Here is a 21,575-nt window from a genome sequence, read left to right as displayed (position 1 = left end):
CTTTTATTTCTGTCTGTGGGCATCCCAAATCAGAACGGGATGTCGTCGTCGAGGTCAGCGCCCTTGGCGGGCTTGCGCGCGCCGCTGTCCCAGCCGCCGCCGGATTTCGCTGGGGCCGGGCGCTCGCTGCGCTCGGACATCTCGCCCGAGTCACCACCACCCGAGCGGCCACCGATCAGGGAGAGCTCACCACGAAACTGGCGCAGGACGATCTCGGTGGAATAGCGGTCGGCGCCAGTCTGGTCCTGCCACTTCCGGGTCTCGATCTGGCCCTCGATATAGACCTCGCTGCCCTTCTTCAAATATTTCTCGGCAATCTCGCCAAGCTTCTCATTGAAGATCGAGACGGCATGCCACTCGGTCTTTTCCTGCTGGTTGCCCTCGCGGTCCTTGTAGCGTTCGGACGTCGCAATCCGCAGGCTCACCACCTTGCCGCCATTCTGGAAATTCCGGACCTCGGGATCCTTCCCGAGCCGGCCCAGGATAATCGCCTTGTTCACACCCGCCATGGTCGCCGATTCCTCAAAACACGCATGACTTTACCCTGTCACAGGCCGCGCAACCACCCCGCGGGAATGCCCCTTCCCAAGCCGCGCGCTGCACCGCATATATAAGCGGAACATTCCTGGAACAAAGCCCCTTATGCCTTCACCCTCGGGCCTGATCCGCGTCCGTGGCGCGCGCCAGCACAACCTCAAGAACATCGACATCGATATCCCGCGCGACACGCTGACCGTCATCACCGGCCTTTCGGGTTCGGGCAAATCCTCTCTCGCCTTCGACACGATCTACGCCGAGGGTCAGCGGCGCTACGTCGAATCACTGTCTGCCTACGCGCGCCAGTTCCTGCAGCTGATGCAGAAGCCCGACGTTGACAGCATCGAGGGCCTCTCGCCCGCAATATCCATCGAGCAGAAGACCACCTCGCATAACCCGCGCTCCACCGTCGGCACGGTCACCGAGATCCACGACTACATGCGCCTGCTCTGGGCGCGCGCCGGCATTCCCTATTCGCCGGCGACCGGCCTGCCGATCGAGGCGCAGACCGTCTCCCAGATGGTCGACCGCGTGACGGCCATGGAGGAGGGCACGCGGCTGCTGCTGCTGGCCCCGATCGCGCGCGGCAAGAAGGGCGAGTTCAAGAAGGAATTCGCCGAGTTCCTCCGCCGGGGATTCACCCGCGTGAAGGTCAACGGCACGCTGCACGAGCTGTCGGACCCGCCCAAGCTCGACAAGAAGTTCAAGCACGACATCGAGGTGGTGGTGGACCGCATCGTGGTCCGAGACGGCATCCAGCCGCGCCTGGCCGACAGCTTCGAGACCGCGCTGGCCTTGGCAGACGGCATCACCTATGCAGAAAACGCCGACAAGCCCGAAGAGCGCGTCACATTCAGCGCAAAATTCGCCTGCCCTGTCAGCGGCTTTACCATCGAGGAAATCGAACCGCGGCTGTTCTCCTTCAACTCACCCCAGGGCGCCTGCCCGTCCTGCGACGGCCTCGGCACCGAAGACTATTTCGACGCCCAGCTCGTCGTCCCGGACGAGACGCGCAGTCTGAAGGATGGCGCCATCCTACCCTGGGCCGGCGGCACCGCCTCGCCCTATTACGATCAGACCCTGCAAAGCCTGGCCAAGCACTACAAGCAGCCGATGACGCGCCCCTGGGCGGACATCCCCGACGCCGTGCGCACGGCCATCCTGCAGGGCACCGGTAGCGAGGTCGTCGCCCTGCAATACAAGGACGGCCTGCGCGCCTACGAGGTGAAGAAGCCCTTCGAGGGCGTCATCCCGAACCTCGAACGCCGCTACCGCGAAACCGACAATCCCTGGGTGCGCGAGGACCTCTCCCGTTACCAGGCTTCAAAGCCTTGCCATGTCTGCGGCGGGCACCGCCTGAAGCCGCAATCGCTGAGCGTGAAGATCGCAGGACACCACATCGGCGAGGCCTCGGCGCTGTCTATCCGCCGTGCGCGCGACTGGTTCGCGACCGTGGAGGCGACGCTGACGCCGCAGAGACAGGAGATCGCCCGGCGCATCCTGCGCGAGATCAACGAGCGTTTGAACTTCCTTGTTGACGTCGGTCTCGACTACCTCACACTCGGGCGCGGGTCGGCCTCGCTCTCGGGCGGTGAATCGCAGCGCATCCGGCTGGCCTCGCAAATCGGCTCGGGCCTCACCGGCGTGCTCTACGTGCTGGACGAGCCGAGCATCGGCCTGCACCAGCGCGACAATGAACGGCTGCTCGTCACGCTGCGGCGGCTGCGTGATATCGGCAACACCGTGCTGGTGGTCGAACATGACGAGGACGCGATCCGCAGCGCCGACCACCTGATCGATATTGGCCCCGCCGCCGGCAAGCATGGTGGCCAGGTGATCGCGCAGGGCACGCCGGCGGAAGTCGCCGCGAATTCCGCCAGCATCACCGGCCAGTATCTCTCCGGCACGCGCCGCATCGAGATTCCCGCCCGACGCCGCAAGGCAGACCTCAAGCGCGCGCTGCGTGTGGTGGGCGCGACAGGCAACAACCTGCACGGCGTCACCGCCACCTTCCCACTGGGCACATTCACCTGCGTCACCGGCGTCTCGGGGGGTGGCAAATCCACGCTGGTGATCGAGACGCTCTACAAGGCCGCGTCGCGCCGCCTGATGGGCAGCGCCGAGGTGCCGGCACCGCACGAAAAACTCGAAGGCCTCGACCAGCTCGACAAGATCATCGACATCGATCAGTCCCCGATCGGCCGCACCCCGCGATCCAACCCGGCCACCTATACGGGCCTCTTCGCCCCGATCCGCGACTGGTTCTCCGAGCTGCCGGAATCGCGCGCCCGCGGCTACAAGCCCGGCCGCTTCAGCTTCAACGTCAAGGGCGGCCGCTGCGAGGCTTGCCAAGGCGACGGCCTCATCAAGATCGAGATGCACTTCCTGCCCGACGTCTACGTCACCTGCGACACCTGCAAGGGCAAGCGCTACAACCGGGAGACGCTGGAGGTCCGCTTCCGCGAGAAGTCCATTGCCGATGTCCTCGACATGACGGTGGATGAGGGCGTCGACTTCTTCTCCGCCGTCCCCTCTATCCGCGAGAAGCTGGTCACGCTGCGCGATGTGGGTCTCGGCTACATTCATCTGGGCCAGCAGGCGACGACGCTGTCGGGCGGCGAGGCGCAGCGCATCAAGCTGTCAAAGGAATTGTCGCGCCGCGCTACCGGCCGCACGCTCTACATCCTCGACGAGCCCACCACCGGCCTGCATTTCGAGGATGTGCGCAAGCTGCTCGAAGTGCTGCACACGCTGGTCGACCAGGGCAACACGGTGATCGTGATCGAGCATAATCTGGAGGTCATCAAGACCGCCGACTGGGTGCTCGATATCGGCCCCGAGGGTGGCGAGGGCGGCGGGCGGCTGATCGCCGAAGGCCCGCCCGAGGCGATCGCGCAGGCGCCTGAGAGCCACACTGGGCGATTCCTCAAGCCGCTGTTGCCGGAGATAGAAGCGCCTGTCGCCCGGAAGCGCCGGCGGGCCTGAACGGCCCGCATCGAGGTGGACAAGACCCACTCGCCTCCGGCAAGCTGGCCTCCGCTTCGCAAGCAATAACCGAAAAGGCGCGAGGCACACCCCAACCGTGGCCGCGGCCGCGAACCCATAGGTGTGACCCATGCCCCACCCCGCCCGCCTGCCCCACAATGCCGCCCTTGGCCATCTCCGCCGCCGCCGCCTGGTCGGAGCGTCCATGGTGGCGCTGGGCCCGCGCATCGCCACCGCTCAATCGCCCTGGCCGGACCGCCCGGTGCGTCTGCTGACCGCTCTGCCCGCCGGCAGCGGCGCCGACGTGGTGTTCCGCGCCATCGCGCCCGACCTCCTCGCGCGCTTCGGCCGCCCCTTCCTGTTGGAACCCCGCCCCGGTGGCGGCGGCACCATCGCAGCGCTCGCGGTCGCGCAATCGATCGATGGGCACACGCTCGGCGTTATGCAGGGCGGACCCACCACGACCGCACGCGCGCTCAATCCGGCGCTCGCCTATGATCCGGCGCGCGACTTCACGTCCATCTCGCTGGTCTTCCGAACAGGTTTCGTCTTCGCCACCCATCCCGGCCTTCCGGCAACCGACCTCGCCGGCTTCATCGCCCATGCCCGCGCCAATCCTGGCCGACTGTCCTATGGCTCCATCGGACCGGGCACCGTCACCCACCTCGCGATGGAGGAACTGAAGGCGCGTCACGGTCTGGACATCGAGCATGTCAGCTATCGCGGCTTCGCGCCGATGACGCTCGACCTCGCCGCCGGTCGCATCCAGTGCGGACTCAACACCTATTTTTCCGCCCTGCCCTTCGTCCAGGATGGCCGCATCCGCGCCCTCGCGCTGACCGGCGCCTCGCGCGTGCCGGCCTTCGCTGAAACACCCACCGCGGCCGAGGCCGGCGAGCCGGGCCTGGAATGCTTCGGCTGGACCGGCCTGGTCGGCCCCGCGGGCTTCCCCGCCGAGCGCGCCACCGCCATTGCGGACACCATCCGCACCGCCGTCGCAAGGCCCGAGGGCCGCGCCGGCCTCGACGCCCAGGGTGTGGAGTTCACCGCCTCCACGCCGGAGGACTTCGCTCGCTTCCAATCCGCCGAGGCCGCGCGCTGGATCGCCGTGATCGAACGCCTGGGCTTGCGCGTCAGCGACTGACTACCCCGCAAACCGCCGGTTGCGCGGGAAGCGGTCCGGCGGCTGCTTCCCTGCCCCGGCCCGCTGACCGCGCCACAGGCGCAGATCCGTCTCCACCTTCATCCCCCCGCCATGCTTCCAGGCGAGGCCCTCGGCCAGGGTGAAGACCACCGCATCGACCAGCGTGGCGCCATCCTTTAGCGCCATCAGCTGCACGCCGCGGCCGCGCGTCATCTCGGGAACCTGGTCCAGCGGGAAGACCAGCAGGCGGTTGTTGCTGCCGGTCACCGCGACCGCGTCGCCCGTCACTGGGATGCATAGCGCCAGCTCCTGCTGGCCATCGACCACCAGCACCTGCTTGCCGGTGCGCTTCTCGGCCAGGAATTCCTCGCCCTTGACGACGAAACCCCGCCCATCGGTCGCCGCCACCAGGAAGCGGGCGCCGTCGCGATGGATGAAGAAGGTCACCACATCATCCTCATTGGTGAGGTCGAGCAGCAGCCGCACCGGCTGGCCATCGCCCCGGCCGCGCGGAATGGCATCGGCCTTGAGCGTATAGGCCCGCCCATTCGTCGCGATCAGCACGATGCGGTCCACCGTCTCCGCATGGATCGCGAGCTTCAGCGCGTCGCCTTCCTTGAAGCGCAGCTCCGCATCGGCGCCAAGATGGCCCTTCTGCGCGCGGATCCAGCCCTTCTCTGACAGGATGATGGTGATCGCCTCGCGCTCCACGAAAGCGGTCTCGTCGATGGCGCCCACCATCGGCACTGTGCCGAGCGAGGTGCGCCGCGCGCCGCCGAGCTTCTCGCCGGTCGCGCGCACCTCGTCGGCGATGGTGGTCCAACGCTTCTTCTCGCTGGCCATGAGGCCCTGCAGCGCCTTCTGCTCCGTGCTCAGCTTCTTGTGCTCGCGCCGGATCTCCATCTCCTCCAGCTTGCGCAAGGACCGCAGCCGCATGTCGAGGATGGAGTTCGCCTGCAGCTCGGTCAGCTCGAAGCGCGCCATCAGCGCTTCCTTCGGCTTGTCCTCCTCGCGGATGATGCGGATGACCTCGTCGAGGTTGAGGTAGGCGATCAGGTAGCCGCCCAAAATCTCAAGGCGCCGCGCAATGGCGCCCAGCCGATGCTCCGTCCGCCGCACCAGCACCACGTGCCGGTGATCGAGCCATTCGCACAGCACCTCGCGCAGGCCCATCACGCGCGGCGTGCGCGTCGCGTCCAGCACGTTCATGTTGAGGCTGATGCGCTGTTCCAAGGCCGTCGCCCGGAACAGGCTTTCCATCAGCACGCCGGCATCCACGTTGCGCGCGCGCGGCTCGATTACCATTCGCACCAATTCGGTGCTTTCGTCGCGGATGTCGCCAACAAGCGGCAGCTTCTTCTCCTCCATCAGCGCCGCGATCTGCTCGATCAGGCGCGATTTCTGCACCTGGTAGGGGATCTCGGTGACGATGATGCGGTAGCCACCGCCCTTCACCGCCTCGCTGTCCCAGCGCGCACGCAGGCGGAAGCCGCCGCGGCCCGTGGCATAGGCCTCGCGCATGCTCTCCGGGCCTTCCACCAGCACGCCGCCGGTGGGGAAATCGGGCCCCGGCAGCACCGCCATCAGCGCATCCAGGCTCGCCTGCCGGTCCTCGATCAGCAGCAGCGCGGCCAGGCACAGCTCCCCGGCATTGTGCGGCGGGATGGACGTCGCCATGCCCACCGCAATCCCGTTCGCGCCATTCGCCAGCAGGTTCGGGAACGCCGCCGGCAGCACCACCGGCTCCTTTTCCTCGCCATCATAGGTGGCGCGGAAGTCGACCGTGTCCTCCTCGATGCCCTCGAGCAGCGCCTGCGCCACATCGGTGAGGCGGGCCTCGGTGTAGCGCATGGCCGCAGCGTTATCGCCGTCGATATTGCCAAAGTTGCCCTGGCCCTCGACCAGCGGGTAGCGCGCGGCGAATTCCTGCGCGAGGCGCACCATCGCGTCGTAGATCGCGGCATCGCCATGCGGGTGATACTTGCCCATCACGTCGCCCACGATGCGCGCGCATTTCTTGAAGCCCGAGGCCGGGTCCAGCTTCAGCTGGTGCATCGCCCAGAGCAGGCGCCGGTGCACCGGCTTGAGCCCGTCGCGCACATCCGGCAGCGAGCGCGCCATGATGGTGGACATGGCATAGGCGAGATAGCGTTCCGACAGCGCATCGGACAGGGAAGTGTCCCGCGTCTCGCCGCCCTCGGTCAAAACATCATCTGGCATGGGTCTGATTCGCGCTTCGTTCCTGTGCCGCGCTCTTAGCCCAGCCGTGGGTGCTGCGCCATGGCGTCCAAGCGCGTATTGCGGCGCAGAACTTGCTGCGATGCCCGTCGATGTTTAGGAAAATGAGCGATCGACTATTCCCGCGGCGTCGCAGCCTTCGGAAAGAGCTCCGTCCATGACGCATGACACCAATCCCCCGAAGCCGCTCGCGCACCTCATGGAGGATACGGGGCTCGCCGCTGCGCTGGACAGCGATCACTTCAAGCAGTTCCTGGACCATATCCCGGTCGCCATCGCCGTCGCGTCGCTGAAGCCGCAGGAACGCGTCACCTACGCGAACCTGGAATTCGAGGAGTTGTCCGGCCAGTCGCTCGACGTCCTGGTCGGGTCGAGCTGGGAGGAGGTGGACGCCATCGCCGCCTCGGCCGATGACAACCGCAAGCTCTGCGACGCCATCCGGGAGGGCGAGGACCACCTGGGCGTGTTCCAGGTGACGCGCGGGGAGGATGCGATCCAGGTCGATGCCTGGGCCAACGTCATCGAGGACGAGGCCGGCACGCCGATGTTCCGCCTCGTCGCACTCGCCGCGACCGGGGCGCGTGACCCGGACATGATCGAGAAGATCGAGGAGCGGGTGCGCGAGAAGGACACCCAGCTGCGCGAATTGCAGCATCGCGTGAAGAACAACCTGCAGATGATCACGGCGCTCATCCGGCTCGAAAGCCGCAACATGCCAGATGACGCGGCCGAGGAATCCTTCGAACGCCTGGCCGGTCGGATCGGCGCGCTGGGTCTGCTGTACCGCACCTTGGGGGAAGCCGCGCAGGACGACACCGTCGACCTCGGCATTTATCTCAGTCAGGTCGCCTCTGCGGTCATGCAGGCCCATGCGGTGGAGGGCATCCGCCTGGAGATGAAGGTCGATACCTGGCCGGTGTCGATCAACGTCGCGATGCCGACCGGGCTGGTGGTGAACGAGATCATGACCAATTCGCTGAAGCACGCCTTCGCCGGGCGCGAGGGCGGCACCATCACGCTGCAAAGCCTGGTCGATGCGGATGGCTGCCAGGTGATCCTCGCCGATGACGGTGTCGGCTTGCCGCCGGGCCAGACCTGGCCGATCGCAGGGCGGCTCGGCGCGTTGATCGTCCAGTCGCTGCGCGACAATGCCAAGGCGCAGTTCAGTGTCGCCTCCGAGCCCGGCGCCGGCGTGCGCGTCACGATCCGCTTCGCCCGCGCCGCCGCCAAGGCGTCCTGAACACGCTTCGCGAAGGCAAGCTGAGCGCGGTTTCTGTGGCGGCGGCTCGGCCACGCGCCTAGGCTCCGGTCGGGAGCAACCACGAACCGCGAAGGACGAAGATCCATGGCAACCCGCAGGACCCTGTTCGGCTGTGCGCTCTGCGCCGCGACAATCGGGCTCTCGGCGGCGTCGGTTCAGGCGCAGACCGGCGGCGTGACGCGCACCATCCTCCAGACCACCGAACTGCCCGGCGGGACGCATGTGGCGGTGCTCGTCACCGCCGAGATCGCCGCCAATGCCGAAGTCGCGCGGCACACCCATCCGGGCATCGAATCGGCCTATGTCCTCGAAGGCGAGAGCGTGCTGCAGATGGTGGGCGTGCCCGACCGCACGGTGCGCACCGGCGATGGCTTCCAGATCCCCGCCGGCACCGTGCATGGCGTGCGCAACGGACCGCGCGCGACGCGTCTCGCGATCACCTACACGGTCGAGAAGGACAAGCCCCTGGCGAGCCCGGCCTGACGCGGGCCGGCGTGCTCAATCCTCGTCGAGCATCCCCGCGAGTTTGAGCGCCACGCCTTTCGAGCCTTCGACCTTCAGCTTGCCCGTGGCGAAGGCGAGCATGGGGCTGAGCTTGCCGGCCATCAGCTTGCCGAGGTTTTCCGAGGTCATCGCGAGCACCGTATCGGCCACCGCATCGGCATCGGACGTGCCGACCTCGACGGGGTTGGTGGTGCCATCGAGCAGGTAGGACTGGCCGGCATCGAGCAGGTCGAACCGTACCCGATAGCCGAGCCCGCGCAGCTTCGGCACGGCGTCGCGCATCGCGGCGAGGATGGTCTCCGGATCGGTCACGGTGTCGCCTCCTGGCGCGAATATCAGGCGTTCACGCATTTATTGACGCAAGCGCGAAGCGAGGTCTAGCGTCACGCGTATCGTTTGTGCGAACGAATCCTGAGGTGGAAAACAAGAAGAATGACAACCCCTCGACGGCTCTCCGCCAGCATCCTCGGCCTTGCCCTTCTCGCGCATGCGGGAACCGCGTACGCCTCCGGCTACGCGCTGCGCGAGCAGAGCGCGATCGGCCAGGGCAGCTCCTTCGCCGGTGTCACGGCGCGCGGCGACGACCCCTCCATGTTGTTTTTCAATCCCGCTTCCATGGCTTGGCTCCCCGGCTACCAGGCGACCATCGTCGGCAGCTTGGTGATGCCGCGCGCCGAGATCGACAGCGGCAGCGCACGCCGCGCCACCGCGCTGGGCGGCAGCACGATCACCGGCAGCCTCAGCGGCGACGCGGCATCGGATGCCCTCGTCCCGGCCTTCTACACCACCATCGCCCTGGGCACGGATTGGCATCTTGGCCTCGCCGTCACCACGCCCTTTGGCTTGGTGACCAAGTATGACTCCGATTTCATCGGCCGCTACCACGGCCTGACCAGCGAGTTGCGCACGATCAACGTCACGCCCTCGATCGCGTGGCGGCCGTTCGAGACGCTGTCGATCGGCGCCGGGCTGCAGATCCAGCACGCCGATGCGCGCATCTCCAATGCGGTCGATTTCGGCGCCATCCTCGCCGGGCGCGGCGCGCGCGTCGCTCCCGGGTCGCTCGATGGCCGCTCAACGCTCAGCGGCGACGACCTGGCCTTCGGCTGGCAGGTCGGCGCGCAGTGGCGGCCCGCGCCGGGCACCGCGCTCGGCTTCGCCTTCCGCTCGGCGATCCATCACGAACTCGAAGGCGATGTGCGCTTCGAAGGCGTCCCCGCGCCGCTCGCCACCACCTTCCGCGACGGCGGCGGGCGGGTGAAGCTGACCACGCCGGAATCCGCGAGCCTCGGCCTCACCCAGGCGATCGCCCCGGGCCTGACGTTGCTCGCGACCGCCGAGTGGACCAACTGGTCGCGCTTCCGCACGCTGGTCGCCACCTTCGACACCGGCCTGCCCCCGAACGTCACCGAGGAGCGCTGGCGCGACACGGTCTTCCTGGCCGTCGGCGGCGAATACCGAGTGAGCGAGAGCGTGACGCTGCGCACCGGCGTCGCCTGGGACCAGTCCCCGATCCGCACCGAGAACCGCACCCCGCGCATCCCCGATTCCAACCGCTACTGGCTCTCCGCCGGCCTCACCTGGGAGGTGATGCCCAACGTCGCCTTCTCCGCCGGCTACACGCATATCTTCGGCAATACCGCCGACCTCGCGCTCACCAGCGGCGGACCCACCAGCAACAACTTCCTTCGCGGCGACCTCACCGCCCGCTACTCCGCCTCGGTCGATATCGTCACCGCCCAGCTGCGCATCGGATTCTGACCGGCGCGCCATGCCCAGGACCTATCCCGCGGATATCGCCTGGGATCTCGCACTGCCCCGCGAGACCCTGGTCGATGTCCTCGCGGGGTCGGTCGCAGCGCATGCAGACAAGCCGGCGCTGGAGTTCATGGGCCGGCAGTGGCGCTACGGCGAGCTCGGCGCGATGGTGGATCGCATCGCCGGCGGGCTGCGCGCACTCGGCGTAAAGCCTGGCGACCGGGTCGGGCTGTGCCTGCCGAACACGCATTTCTTCGTCGCCAGCTATTTCGCGGTGCTGAAGGTAGGCGGGATCGTGGTGAATTTCAGCCCGCTGATGGTCGCCGACGAGATCGGCTATCAGGCCGCCGACAGCGGCACCTCGGTCATGCTGACGCTGGATTTGGCGCCGTTGCTGCCGCGCGTGCTGCAGGTGCTCGACCGCGACGGGCCGCTCAAGCGCGTGGTGGTCTGCCGCTTCGCGGAGGCGCTGCCCTTCGTGAAGGGCGTCATGTTCTCCCTGCTCAAGCGCAAATCGCTCGCTGCAATCCCCATCGGCGACGCCCGCGTCAGCCGCTTCGTGGAGCTTCTGGCGGCCGCGCCGCTGGCCACGCCGCCCGTCATCTCGCCAGAGGGGCTGGCGGTGCTGCAATACACCGGCGGCACCACCGGGCGCCCGAAGGGGGTGATGCTCACCCACGCGAACCTCTGCGCCAATCTGCGCCAGGTGCAGGCCTGGTGCGGCACCTCCACCGAGGAGCGTGCGCGGATGATGGCGGTGATTCCCTTCTTCCACGTCTTCGCGATGACGACCGCGATGAATGTCGGCATCGGCTGGGGCTCGGAGATCATCATGCAGCCGCGCTATGAGAAGGCAGCCGTGCTCTCTGCCATCCGTCGCCGCCGGCCCACGATGCTGCCGGGCGTGCCCACGCTGTTCAAGGCGCTGCTCGATGCCGGGGCGACGCCCGCGGACCTTGCCTCGGTGCGCGCCTGCATCTCCGGCGGCGCGCCGCTGCCGCTGGCGCTCAAGCACGAGTTCGAGGCGAAGTCGGGTGCCAAGCTGGTCGAGGGCTACGGCCTCACCGAGGGCTCGCCGGTGTGCTTCTGCAACCCGCTGCGCGGCGAGAACCGCGAGGGCACCATCGGCCTGCCGTTGCCGCTCATGCGCGCGGAGATCCGCAGCCTCGAGGACCCTGCCCGCGCCCTGCCCGATGGCGAGCGCGGCGAGCTCTGCCTCCAGGGCCCCAACATCATGGCCGGCTACTGGAAACGCCCCGAGGAGACCAAGGCGGCGATGACGGCGGATGGCTGGCTGCGCACCGGCGATGTCGGGATCATGGATGCGGATGGCTATGTCACGCTGGTGGACCGCATCAAGGACCTGATCCTGGTCTCCGGCTTCAACGTCTATCCCCGCGTCATCGAGGAAGCGCTCTACGCCCACCCCGCTATCGCGGCCGTCTGCGTCATCGGGATCCCCGACCAGCGACAGGGCGAGTGCCCCGCCGCCTATATCGAGCTGCGTCCCGGCACCGAGCTGGACGAGGCCGGGGTTCGCGCCTTCCTCAAGGACCGGCTTTCCTCCATCGAAATGCCCCGGCTCATCGAATTCCGCGAGACGCTGCCCCGCACCGCGGTGGGCAAACTCTCGAAGAAGGAATTGCGCGAGCAACCCCATATGCATGCGTAAGAGCATGTCCTGAAGGCAAAGCCCATGTCCGATATCGTAATCGCCGCCTATCGCAGGTCCCCCTTCCACCTCGCCAGCAAGGGCGCGCTGACGAAGCTCCGCCCGGATGAGATGGCGGCGCAGGTGATCCGCGCGCTCGTCGCCGATAGCGGCATCGACCCCGGCACCATCGAGGATCTGATCCTCGGCTGCGCCTTCCCCGAGGGCGAGCAAGGGCTGAACGTGGCACGCTTGGTGGGCTTCATCGCGGGCCTGCCGCAGGGCGTTGCGGGTGTCACCGTGAACCGCTTCTGCGGATCATCCATGCAATCCATCCACCAGGCCGCCGGCGCGATCCGCATGGGCGCGGGCGAGGCCTTCCTCTGCGCCGGCGTCGAGAGCATGAGCCGGGTGCCGATGGGCGGCTACAACGTCCTCCCGCACCCCGGCCTCGCCGCCGACTATCCCGCCGCCTACATGGGCATGGGCGAGACGGCGGAGAATGTTGCGCACCGCCACCAGATCCCGCGCGTGGCGCAGGAGGAGTTCGCGGTGGAAAGCCAGCGCCGCGCCGCCGCCGCGCAGGCCGCGGGCAAGCTCGCCGCTGAGATCGTGCCGGTGACGGTCGGCAAGGAATCCATCGCCGCGGACGGCTGCCTGCGCCCCGATACTTCCGCCGAGGGCCTCGCCGGGTTGAAGCCAGCCTTCCGCACGGATGGCACGGTGACCGCGGGCACCGCCTCCCCGCTCACCGATGGCGCGGCCGCCGTGCTGGTCTGCACCGAGGAGTACGCGCGCGCCCATGGCCTCAAGCCGCTCGCGCGGATCAAGTCCATCGCGGTCGCGGGCTGCGCGCCGGAGGTGATGGGCATGGGTCCGGTTGGTGCCTCGCGCAAGGCGATGGAGCGGGCCGGGATCACCGTGCGCGACCTAGACGTGGTGGAGCTGAACGAAGCCTTCGCGAGCCAGGCGATCGCGTGCATGCGCGAGCTGGGCCTGGACCCGGCGACGGTGAACATCGATGGCGGGGCGATTGCGCTGGGCCATCCGCTGGGGGCGACCGGGGCGCGGATAACGGGGAAGGCTGCGGCACTGCTGCAGCGGGAGCGCGGGCGCTATGCCTTGGCGACGCAGTGCATTGGCGGGGGCCAAGGGATTGCGACCGTGTTGGAGGCGGTCTCTTGAAGCAGGTCGGGGAAAAGAATTTCCCCGAACCCCATTCTTTCATTTTTGATTTTTTGGTGCTGGTTGTGAGGTCAGCACCCGGCGGCCGGAGGCAATCATGAACAAGATCGCCGTCATCGGCGCCGGCGTCATGGGCGCCGGCATCGCCGCCCATGTGGCGAACGCGGGCATCCCCGTGGTGCTGCTCGACATCGTCCCCGGCGGAGCGGCGAAGGCCGTCGAGCGCATGATCCGCGCCGATCCCGCGCCCTTCATGCATCGCATCTTCGCCCGCCGCGTGACCACGGGCGACCTCGGCACGGAACTCGCGCTCGTTGCCGATTGCGACTGGATCATCGAGGCGATCGTGGAAAAGCCCGAGGCTAAGCGCGCCCTCTACGAACAGCTCCAGGCGGTGCGCAAGCCCGGCTCCATCCTGTCGTCCAACACCTCGACCATCCCGCTCGCGGCGCTGACCGACGACGCGCCCTGGGCCGCGGATTTCCTCATCACCCATTTCTTCAACCCGCCGCGCTACATGCGCCTGCTGGAACTCGTCACCGGACCGGCGACGCGCGCCGACGCAGTGGCCTCGGTGACGCAGGTGGCGGACCACGCGCTCGGCAAGACGGTGATCCCGTGCAAGGACCGGCCGGGCTTCATCGCCAACCGCATCGGCGGGCAGTGGATCCAGTCCGCGATCAACAACGCGATGGACCTAGGCCTGACCATCGAGGAAGCGGATGCGGTGATGGGCAGCCCGCTCGGCATCCCGCGCACCGGCGTCTTCGGCCTGCTGGACCTGGTCGGCATCGACCTGATGCCGCACATCGCGGCCAGCATGAAAGCGAGCCTTCCGGCCGATGACGCCTATGTCGCCGCCATGCGCGACCAGCCGCTGATCGTCCGGCTGATCGGGGAAGGCCGCATCGGCCGCAAGGGCGGCAAGGGCGGCTTCTACACCCGCACCAAGGGCGCCGATGGCGCGTCAGAGAAATTCGCGATCGACCTCGGCACCGGCAAGGATCGCCCGACCGAGCGCGCGGTGCTGGAAAGCCTCGCTGCCGGCAAGCGCGACATCGTCGCACTGGTGTCGCACCCAGACCGCGGCGGCCGCTATGCGCGCGCCGTGCTGCTCGACACGCTGGGCTATGCGGCTGCCCTCGTGCCTGAGGTTGCCGACGACATCGCCGCCGTCGATGCCGCCATGCGCCTCGGCTACAATTGGCGCTGGGGGCCGTTCGAGCTGATCGACCGCATCGGTCCCGCCCGCTTTGCGGCCATGCTGCGCGAGGCGGGGCACCCGGTGCCGCCGCTGCTCGACACCGTGGGCGAAGGCCGCTTCTACCGCGAGACGGATGGTGTGGCCGAGGTGATGCAGCTCGACGGCCGCCACGCACCCATCGTGCGCCCCGACGGCGTGCTTCTGCTCGCCGACATCAAGCGCCGCGGCAAACCGATGGAGAAGACCGCCGGCGCCAGCCTTTGGGATATCGGCGACGGCGTCGCCTGCCTGGAATTCCACACCAAGATGAACGCCATCGACCCCGACGTGCTCGCCACGGTCGGCAAGGCGATCGCGCTCGGCAAGAAGGGCGCCTTCAAGGCGCTTGTCATCCACAACGAGGCGGAGAATTTCTCGGTCGGCGCCCATCTCGGCCTGGCACTCTTCGCCGCGAACATCGCCGCCTGGGGCGAGATCGAAAGCATGATCGAGCAGGGCCAGAAAGCCTTCGCCGCGCTGCGTGCCGCCCCCTTCCCCGTGGTCGGCGCGCCATCGGGCATGGCGCTCGGCGGCGGTTGCGAAGTGCTACTCCATTGCGACGCCATCGAGGCCCATGCGGAGACCTATATTGGCCTGGTCGAGGTCGGCGTCGGCGTCATCCCCGGCTGGGGCGGATGCGCCGCGATGCTCCGGCGCTGGACGGAAGCCAAGGGCGCGCCGCGCGGCCCGATGCCCCCCGTCGCCAAGGCCTTCGAGATGATCTCGACCGCGACCGTCGCCAAATCCGCCCACGAAGCGCGGGACTGGATGCTGCTGCGCCCCGCCGACGGCATCACCATGAACCGCGACCGCCTGCTCGCCGCCGCCAAGGCGCGCGCGCTGGCCATGGTCGAGGGCTACGCGCCGCCCGAGCCCAAGCCGCTGCGCCTGCCTGGCCCCTCCGGCCGCGCGGCGCTGATGATGGCGGTGGATGGCGCCGTCGCACTCGGCCGCGCCACGCCGCATGACGTGACGGTGTGCGGGCATCTTGCCACCGCGCTCACCGGCGGCCCCCGCGCCGACATCACCGAGGACGTCACCGACGACCAAGTCCGAAAGCTGGAGCGCGAGGCCTTCATGGCGCTGCTGCGCACCGACCCCACCCTGGCCCGTGTGGAGCACATGCTCGACACCGGCCGCGCGCTGCGCAACTGAGGCACACCCCATGGCGAGCTACACCGCGCCGCTGCGCGACATGCGCTTCCTGCTCAACGAATTCGTGGACCCGGAGCGCCTCCGCGCCCTCCCCGGTTGCGCCGAGATCGGCCCCGACCTGGTCGACCCAATTCTCGACCAGGCGGCGACGCTGTGCTCGGAGGTGCTGTTCCCGATCAACCGCAGCGGCGACGAGGAAGGCTGCACGCTCGCCAACGGCACCGTCTCCACGCCCGCCGGTTTCAAGGAAGCTTGGGCGCAGTTCCGCGACGGCGGCTGGCCCTCGCTGGCCTGCGACCCGGAATATGGCGGCCAGGGCATTCCCAAATCGGTAGGGCTGCTCATCGAGGAGATGATCTGCTCCGCCAACATGTCCTTCGGCATGTATCCCGGCCTTTCGCACGGCGCCTATTCCGCGCTGCTGAAGCACGGCACCGACGAATTGCGCGCGACCTATCTCGAAAAGCTGGTCAGCGGCGAATGGATGGGCACCATGTGCCTGACCGAGCCGCAATGCGGCACCGATCTCGGCCTCATCCGCACCCGCGCCATCCCCGCGGAAGACGGCAGCTTCCGCATCACCGGCAACAAGATCTTCATCAGCGCCGGCGAACACGACCTGTCGGAAAACATTCTCCATCTTGTCCTGGCGAAGCTGCCGGATGCGCCACCAGGCACGCGCGGCATCTCGCTGTTCCTGGTGCCGAAATTCCTGCCCACGCCCGATGGCCGCCCCGGCGCGCGCAACGGCGTCACCTGCACGGGCCTCGAGCACAAGATGGGCATCAAGGCCTCGGCCACCTGCGCACTCGCCTTCGAGGACGCGCAGGGCTGGCTCGTGGGCCGCCCGCACAAGGGTCTGTCGGCCATGTTCACCATGATGAACGAGGCGCGGCTTTCGGTGGGCGTGCAGGGCCTGGGCCTCGCCGAAGTCAGCTACCAGAACGCCGTCGCCTATGCCCGCGAACGCCTGCAAGGCCGCGCGCTGAACGGCAGCGCGAACACCGACAAACCCGCCGACCCGATCCTCGTCCACCCCGATGTGCGGCGGATGCTGCTCACCATGCGCGCCGAGATCGAGGGCTGCCGCGCGCTGGCCATGTGGGTCTCGCTCGAACAGGATATCGCCACGCTGCACCCCGACGCCGCGACGCGCGAAGCCGCCGATGACCTGGTCCAGCTCATGACGCCGATCATCAAGGCCTACCTCACCGATGTGGGCTGGGAGGCGACGGCGATGGGCATGCAGGTGCTCGGCGGCCATGGCTACATCCGCGACTGGGGCATGGAGCAATTCGTCCGCGACGCCCGCATCGCGCAGATCTACGAAGGCACCAACGGCATCCAGGCGCTCGACCTCGTCGGCCGCAAGATGGGCGCCCACACCGGCCGCTACCTGCGCCGCTTCTTCCACCCCGTGCTCGCCTATATCGAAGCGAAAAGCGAGAATGAGCCGCTAGGCGAATTCATCCTGCCGCTGTCCAAAGCCTTCGGCCGCCTGCAGCAGGCCACCGCCGAACTCGCACGCCGGGGATTCTCCGACCCCTTCGAGGCCGGCGCCGGCGCGAGCGACTACCTGAAACTGTTCGGCCTCACAGCCCTCGCCTACGTATGGACACGCATGGCAGAGATCGCCCTACAGAAACCAGACGATGATTTCTACCGCGCCAAACTCGCCACCGCGCGCTTCTTCATGGCGCGCATCCTGCCACGCTCCACCGGCCACGCGGCAGCGGTGATGGCCGGAGGCGCGACGCTGCGCGCGATGGAAGACGCCATGTTCTGAGGAGGCAAGGCGGGGGGCTCCGCCGCCTCGAAGCCCCGCCGGGAGCCAGTGCCCCCTGGACCCCCATTTGTTGGTCCTGAGTTGGATAAAGCGTGTGCTCGTTTGAATGGACTGGGTTGGGGGGGCGCATCGCGGGAGCCGCCGGGGCGCTGTTACTTCTGGCGCCCCCTCCCCAACCCAGCTCGCCTACGGCGAGAACCCTTTCCAAACTCAAGAACCAACAAAGGGAGGTCGAGGATCGACACGATCCTCGCGGGGTCCAGGGGCAGAGCCCCTGGCCTTGCTCCCATCAAGCCATCACGCGTTCCACCAGCCGCACCCGCGCTTCCGGCATCGCGCGGTGGTGGCCGTGGAACACGTCACGCTCCAGGAAGTGCCCTGTGAGGCGCAGGCCATCGGCCCAGGCAGCTACGGCGCCGTCGTCGTCGGCGGCGCGCAGGAAGGCGGGAAGCGGCAGCAGCCGCGCCTCCCAGCCGGTGGCGGCCGCGGCACTGACGGCCCGGCCTGATTTGGGGGAGACGAAGACGAGGTCCTCGACGGCGCCTGTCACCGCGCAGGAGGCGAGATCGATGCCGAAGCCCAGCTCGGCCAGGAGCATTGCTTCCCACCGGATGTAGTCTGCCATCGCCTGCCCGGCGCCGTGCACCAGGCGGGAGACGACGCGGATCATGCCCTCGAACAGCACCGGGTGGGGTTCGCGCTCCGGCAGGGCCCCCTCGGCGACGGCGCAGAGGGAGGTCAGCAGCGCCAGGCCCAGCGGCTCCTCCATGGCCAGCGCGGCGGCGGGGTGCACCATCTCGCCGCTCAGGCTGCCGAGCTGGTCGGCAAGGCGGGCGATCCAGCGCGCCTCGATCATGTTGCCGGCCTGCCAGAGAGCCGATTGCGCGCGCGAGGCGCCGCCGCGGACCAGCCCGGCATGGCGGCCATGGTCGCGGGTGATGACGTTGACCACCGCGCCGCCTTCGCCGAAGGGGCGGGCGGAAAGGATGATGGCCGGGGCCTGCCATTCGGTGCTCACCGCGCCGGCTCGATGCCGGCGGCATTCAGCACGGCGCGTGTCGCGGCACTGTCCAGATGGCGCAGCAGGGCGGCTGCTTCAGGCGGCGATTGCGGCGTCAGGGCGGCGCCGTAGGTGGTGTAGTTCTGGACCTCCGCGGGCACTGGGCCGAGGTAGCGCAGCCCGGGCACCATGTGGATTTCGGTGATCGCTGCGAAACCAATTTCCGCACCCTGGCCGGCCAGGACGCGCGCCAGGACTTCGGCCCCGGTGGCAAAGCGCACGGCGCGCAGCGTGACGGCGTCAGTGATGCCCCAGGCCGCGAAGAGGCGGTCCATGGCCTGGCCTGTAGAGGCCCGGTTGAACACCACAGTTTCCGCCGCTTCCACGGCACGCCGGAGGCTCGCCGCATCGGCGATGTCGGGCACCGGCGCGCCCGGACGCACCACAACACCGATGCCGACGCGGCCAAGCAGCAGGGGCACGCCGCGCAACCGCCCGGCGGCGGCGGCGAATTCCTCAATCAGCGCGATTGGGGCGACCAGCAGATCGGGGCGCGCACCCGCGAGTATCCGCGCGCGCAGTTCAGGCGCAGTCGCGTATTCGATCACCACCGGCGCATCGCCGAAGCCCGCCACGGCCGGCGCCAGCCCGGGCTCCACCGCACCCGCGCTGAGCACGCGAAGCGCCGCGGCGTGCGCGCTTGCGGGCAGGAAGGGTAAAGCGACAAGGGGCAGCAGCCGGCGACGCATCATCATTCTCCGACGGCAGGATAGCCCAGGTTCAGCCGCGCTCAGCGATCCTCGTCACGCAGCCCGATGGCGCGCAGCCGCGCCCGCTCCTCATCCCACCCTGCCCGTTCCTTTACGTTGAGGAACAGGTGCACGGGCTTGTCCAGCAGGGTCATCAGCTCGGCCCGCGCGCGCCGGCCGATATCCTTCACCTTGGAGCCCTTGTCGCCGATGATGATGGCCTTCTGCGTCGCGCGCAGCACGTAGATGGTGCAGTCGATCCGCACGGAGCCGTCCTTGCGCTCCTCCCAGTTCTCGGTCTCCACCGTCGCGTGGTGCGGCACTTCCTCATGCGTGAGGCGGAGAATGTGCTCGCGCACGATCTCGGCGGCGAGCATGCGGTTGGGCAGGTCGGAGAGCTCATCCTCCGGGAACAGCCAGGGGCCGGCGGGCATCGCCTCGGCCATGGTCTCCATCAGCTTGTCCAGCCCCCTGCCCTTCTCGGCCGAGACCATGAAGGTGTGCACGAAAGCCTGCTCGGCGTTGAGCTTTTCCGCCAGCGGCAGCAGCACGGGCGGGTCCACGAGGTCCACCTTGTTCAGCACCAGCCAGCAGGGCCGCCCGCTCTTCGCCAAACCGTCCAGGATGGCCTGCACGCGCTCGGTGATGCCGGATTGCGCATCGACGATCAACACGGTGACATCGGCATCGCGCGAACCGGTCCAGGCGGCCGCGACCATCGCGCGATCCAAGCCCCGGCGCGGGGCGAAGATGCCCGGCGTGTCCACCAGCACGATCTGCGCCGGGCCCTGCATCACCACGGCGCGGATGCGGAAGCGCGTGGTCTGCGGCTTGGGCGAAACGATGGTCACCTTGCTTCCGGCGAGGCGATTTACCAGGGTGGATTTCCCGGCGTTGGGCGCGCCGAGGATGGCGACCAGGCCGCATCGTGTGCTGTCAGACATCGCGCATCCAAGCCTCCGCTGCCGCCTGTTCCGCCTCACGCTTGGTCCGGCCCAAACCCTCCGCGCCGCGCCCCTCCGCCGTCACGCGCACGACGAAGGCGGGCGCGTGGGAGGGGCCGACATTCGACGTGACCTCATAGACGGGCAGACCCTTGCCGCGCCCGAGGGTGAATTCCTGCAACCGGTTCTTCGCCGAGACGGGCGGCGTGAGTGCGGCTTCCAGATGCGCTGCGAAGATGCGCTTGACCACGCCGCGCGCCGCCTCCAGCCCAGCATCGAGGTAGACCGCCCCCAAGATCGCCTCGACCGCATCGGCCATCACGCTCGCCTGGTCGAGCAGCCCGGCGCGGCCTTCGGATGGGGGCACCCGCAATTCGCCGCGCAAGCCGATCTCCTCGGCGATACGCGCCAGCATCTCCCACGCTACGAGCTGCGACAGGCGCCGCGTCAGCGCGCCCTCGCGCTCCTCCGGGAACCGGGCCGCGAGCCATTCCGCCATGATGAGGCCGAGCACCCGGTCGCCCAGGAATTCCAGCCGCTCATTGCTGTCGAGCTGGCCCTTGGCCGCCGAGCGATGCGTCAGCGCGTGGTCGAGCAACGCGCGGTTGGCGAAGACATGACCGATGCGGTCCTCGATCATCTGACCGGCGTGAAGAGCCGACCCCAACGGATCGCGAAGGGCCAGCCCCACACCTCCCACCAGGCTGCCGAGCCATCGACGGAGAACCAGATGAACTCCGCCCGCCCGACCAGGTTCTCGATCGGCACGAAACCCACCGCGGAGGTCGCACGGCTGTCGAGGCTGTTGTCGCGGTTGTCGCCCATCGCAAACACATGCCCGGCGGGGACGATGAACTCCGGCGTGTTGTCGAACGGCATGTCGTCCGAGGTCTCGACGATCTGGTGCGAAATGCCGCCCGGTCCGGGGAAGGTCTCGCGGTACCAACGCACCGTCATGCGCGGCCCGTCGCCCTCGACGATGTAGGGACCGAGCGCCTCGCGCGTCACCGGCACGCCGTTCACGCGCAGGATGCCCCCCACGACCTGGATGCGGTCGCCCGGCAGGCCAACGATGCGCTTGATGTAGTCGGTCGAATTGTCGCGCGGCAGCTTGAAGACGGCGACATCGCCGCGATTGGGCAGGCGCCCGAAGATGCGCCCCGAAAACAGGTTGGGGCTGAACGGCATCGAATGCCGCGAATAGCCATAGCTGTACTTGGAGACGAACAGGTAGTCGCCCACCAGCAGCGTCGGGATCATCGAGCCCGAGGGGATATTGAAGGGCTCGAACGCGATGGTGCGCACGCCGATCGCGATCAGGCCCGCATAGAGCACCGTCTTGATGCTCTCGCCCCAGCCGCCGGTCTTTTTCGCCATGGAAGGAGTGTTCGCCCGCATTGAGGTCTATCCAGCGCAACCGCGCCGAGGGGGTGCG

The 21,575-nt window shown here is 68.2% G+C and carries 17 protein-coding genes; 9 read left to right on the top strand and 8 right to left on the bottom strand.

The features are described 5' to 3' along the window. Window positions 1-29: 29 nt before the first annotated feature. Window positions 30-509, bottom strand: a complete 480-nt coding sequence (gene ssb / locus GXW79_RS00680; protein ID WP_211872283.1) for a single-stranded DNA-binding protein — start codon at window positions 507-509, stop codon at window positions 30-32. 133 nt (window positions 510-642) lie between these two features. Here ssb and uvrA point away from each other — a divergent pair, with 133 nt between their 5' ends. Beyond that, complete coding sequence (gene uvrA, locus GXW79_RS00675) at window positions 643-3,522, top strand: excinuclease ABC subunit UvrA (protein WP_211872282.1); 2,880 nt, start codon at window positions 643-645, stop codon at window positions 3,520-3,522. A 130-nt stretch (window positions 3,523-3,652) separates the two neighbouring features. Next, window positions 3,653-4,666, top strand: a complete 1,014-nt coding sequence (locus GXW79_RS00670) for a Bug family tripartite tricarboxylate transporter substrate binding protein (RefSeq protein ID WP_211872281.1) — start codon at window positions 3,653-3,655, stop codon at window positions 4,664-4,666. On the opposite strand, the gene parC is transcribed toward GXW79_RS00670, so the two are convergent. Next, window positions 4,667-6,886, bottom strand: a complete 2,220-nt coding sequence (gene parC / locus GXW79_RS00665) for a DNA topoisomerase IV subunit A (protein WP_211872280.1) — start codon at window positions 6,884-6,886, stop codon at window positions 4,667-4,669. It lies immediately after the preceding gene. A 175-nt stretch (window positions 6,887-7,061) separates the two neighbouring features. On the opposite strand from parC, the gene GXW79_RS00660 reads away from it, so the two are divergent. Beyond that, window positions 7,062-8,144, top strand: a complete 1,083-nt coding sequence (locus GXW79_RS00660; protein ID WP_211872279.1) for a sensor histidine kinase — start codon at window positions 7,062-7,064, stop codon at window positions 8,142-8,144. 105 nt (window positions 8,145-8,249) lie between these two features. Further along, window positions 8,250-8,648, top strand: a complete 399-nt coding sequence (locus GXW79_RS00655) for a cupin domain-containing protein (protein WP_211872278.1) — start codon at window positions 8,250-8,252, stop codon at window positions 8,646-8,648. Between the two features lie 15 nt (window positions 8,649-8,663). On the opposite strand, the gene GXW79_RS00650 is transcribed toward GXW79_RS00655, so the two are convergent. Further along, the gene (locus GXW79_RS00650) at window positions 8,664-8,981 is read right to left on the bottom strand and encodes an SCP2 sterol-binding domain-containing protein (RefSeq protein ID WP_367614767.1); all 318 of its coding nucleotides are present in this window, start codon (window positions 8,979-8,981) and stop codon (window positions 8,664-8,666) included. Between the two features lie 120 nt (window positions 8,982-9,101). On the opposite strand from GXW79_RS00650, the gene GXW79_RS00645 reads away from it, so the two are divergent. The 5 genes from GXW79_RS00645 (at window position 9,102) to GXW79_RS00625 (ending at window position 17,447) form a co-directional block, all read left to right on the top strand. Further along, window positions 9,102-10,430 (top strand): OmpP1/FadL family transporter, encoded by a 1,329-nt coding sequence (locus GXW79_RS00645; RefSeq protein ID WP_211872277.1) that lies wholly within the window; start codon window positions 9,102-9,104, stop codon window positions 10,428-10,430. A gap of 10 nt (window positions 10,431-10,440) precedes the next feature. Next, entirely contained in the window at window positions 10,441-12,099 is a 1,659-nt protein-coding gene (locus GXW79_RS00640) for a long-chain-fatty-acid--CoA ligase (RefSeq protein WP_211872276.1), read from the top strand. Window positions 12,100-12,123: 24 nt separating this feature from the next. Further along, window positions 12,124-13,263 carry a thiolase family protein gene (locus GXW79_RS00635; protein WP_211872275.1) on the top strand — a complete coding sequence of 380 codons (1,140 nt, stop codon included), beginning with the start codon at window positions 12,124-12,126 and terminating at the stop codon, window positions 13,261-13,263. A 97-nt stretch (window positions 13,264-13,360) separates the two neighbouring features. Further along, window positions 13,361-15,661, top strand: a complete 2,301-nt coding sequence (locus GXW79_RS00630; protein WP_211872274.1) for a 3-hydroxyacyl-CoA dehydrogenase/enoyl-CoA hydratase family protein — start codon at window positions 13,361-13,363, stop codon at window positions 15,659-15,661. A 10-nt stretch (window positions 15,662-15,671) separates the two neighbouring features. Continuing rightward, on the top strand, window positions 15,672-17,447 hold the full coding sequence (locus GXW79_RS00625; RefSeq protein WP_211872273.1) for an acyl-CoA dehydrogenase C-terminal domain-containing protein: 1,776 nt from the start codon (window positions 15,672-15,674) through the stop codon (window positions 17,445-17,447). 289 nt (window positions 17,448-17,736) lie between these two features. Here the strand turns inward: GXW79_RS00625 and recO are convergent, their stop codons facing one another. Genes recO through lepB form a run of 5 tightly spaced genes read right to left on the bottom strand, consistent with a single transcriptional unit; the run spans window position 17,737 to window position 21,517 of the window. Then, entirely contained in the window at window positions 17,737-18,465 is a 729-nt protein-coding gene (recO, locus tag GXW79_RS00620; RefSeq protein WP_211872272.1) for a DNA repair protein RecO, read from the bottom strand. Further along, complete coding sequence (locus tag GXW79_RS00615; protein ID WP_211872271.1) at window positions 18,462-19,202, bottom strand: molybdate ABC transporter substrate-binding protein; 741 nt, start codon at window positions 19,200-19,202, stop codon at window positions 18,462-18,464. Before GXW79_RS00615 ends, recO begins: the two co-directional genes overlap by 4 nt. Window positions 19,203-19,237: 35 nt before the next feature. After that, the gene (gene era, locus GXW79_RS00610) at window positions 19,238-20,140 is read right to left on the bottom strand and encodes a GTPase Era (RefSeq protein ID WP_211872270.1); all 903 of its coding nucleotides are present in this window, start codon (window positions 20,138-20,140) and stop codon (window positions 19,238-19,240) included. Further along, complete coding sequence (gene rnc / locus GXW79_RS00605; protein WP_211872269.1) at window positions 20,133-20,780, bottom strand: ribonuclease III; 648 nt, start codon at window positions 20,778-20,780, stop codon at window positions 20,133-20,135. The genes era and rnc overlap by 8 nt, the downstream gene beginning before the upstream one ends. Continuing rightward, entirely contained in the window at window positions 20,777-21,517 is a 741-nt protein-coding gene (gene lepB, locus GXW79_RS00600; RefSeq protein ID WP_211872268.1) for a signal peptidase I, read from the bottom strand. Before lepB ends, rnc begins: the two co-directional genes overlap by 4 nt. Window positions 21,518-21,575 lie beyond the last annotated feature (58 nt).

The sequence above is a fragment of the Plastoroseomonas arctica genome, from assembly GCF_018128965.1.
GTDB lineage: Bacteria > Pseudomonadota > Alphaproteobacteria > Acetobacterales > Acetobacteraceae > Plastoroseomonas > Plastoroseomonas arctica.
The sequence above is the reverse complement of the archived record's forward strand: the minus strand, read 5'-3'. Positions and strand labels throughout refer to the sequence as shown.